This is a genomic window from Ruegeria sp. BG6 (genome assembly GCF_056538465.1).
In genome coordinates, this window is the sequence record NZ_JBQFTB010000049.1 from 1 (window position 1) to 891 (window position 891).

3 protein-coding genes are annotated in these 891 nt (G+C 60.4%); all 3 read left to right on the top strand.

What is annotated here, in order from left to right:
- Positions 1–42 precede the first annotated feature (42 nt).
- Positions 43–210 (top strand): hypothetical protein, encoded by a 168-nt coding sequence (locus tag ACR0JW_RS23870; protein ID WP_170484287.1) that lies wholly within the window; start codon positions 43–45, stop codon positions 208–210.
- Complete coding sequence (locus tag ACR0JW_RS23875; protein ID WP_480714615.1) at positions 203–394, top strand: hypothetical protein; 192 nt, start codon at positions 203–205, stop codon at positions 392–394. The genes ACR0JW_RS23870 and ACR0JW_RS23875 overlap by 8 nt, the downstream gene beginning before the upstream one ends.
- Before the next feature lie 37 nt (positions 395–431).
- Positions 432–891 (top strand): DUF6538 domain-containing protein (locus ACR0JW_RS23880; RefSeq protein ID WP_480714616.1); only part of this gene is annotated, 460 nt, incomplete at its 3' end.

Consider the following 891-nt stretch of genomic DNA (forward strand, 5'->3'; position numbering starts at 1 on the left):
CTCCTGCATCTAAATAAAGAAGCAACTGCAGGAGTTTGATCCATGAAGTACCTGTCTGCCCTCGGCGTTCTCGTCGGGGGTTTTCTTTTGCACCCACCGCCCAAGGCCGTCCTGACGACGATGCTCTGGGTGGTGTCTCGGTCCCATCCCGCTGTCTCAGCGCTGGTTCTGCTGGCGGTCCTCTGGACGTGGAGGTCCGACGATGACTGAGCTGAAACTGAACCCTGGTGACGTCGTGGTCGTCCGCGCCTTCGATGACGTCCCCGAACATCTGTTCCGCGTGGAAGAGGTGTTCGAAGACTGCGTGACCGGCCATGCCGTCACCGGCCCACTGGCTGGGACCTACGGCGAACCGGATCGGGAGATGATCGTCAGAGTCGTCTCAGACACCTGAACCTATCCCACATTCCAAATCTGAAAGGAGGAGACCCATGTCTGCTCACATTCGCTATGCCTATCTGAAGGGCCATACGTGGTTGTTCAGACGCAACTATCCCGTTGACGTGGCTCTCGCGCTGGGCGCTCAGGCGCTGAAGCAGAGCCTCAAGACCGGGGATCGTAACACTGCCCGCGTCCGTGCCGCTGAAGTCAATGCGCGCTTCGAGACTCTGGTGGAGCAAGTCCGGGGTCAGGCAGAGGACACCCTCTCTGCCACAGAGAGCACCGCTGACGTTCCGGATTGGCTCGACCAGCCAGAGTCGTCTCTCGTGCGTCTCCGGGCCACTCTGGAGGGCTCCGGGACAGTTCTGGACGGTCCTGCCTTCACCCGACAAGCCGCACCGGTAAAGGTAGTGATCCGGGACCTGAGCCGCGCCTATCTCTCCCGGCGTAGTGATGAACTGCGACCCAGCGGGTTCAAATCGGTCCGATACTCTGTCGGGTTGTTCACGA

Bases quoted from the DNA above. Each gene is read 5' to 3' on its own strand.
- ACR0JW_RS23870 (WP_170484287.1), top strand. From the start codon at position 43: ATGAAGTACCTGTCTGCCCTCGGCGTTCTCGTCGGGGGTTTTCTTTTG.
- ACR0JW_RS23875 (WP_480714615.1), top strand. From the start codon at position 203: ATGACTGAGCTGAAACTGAACCCTGGTGACGTCGTGGTCGTCCGCGCC.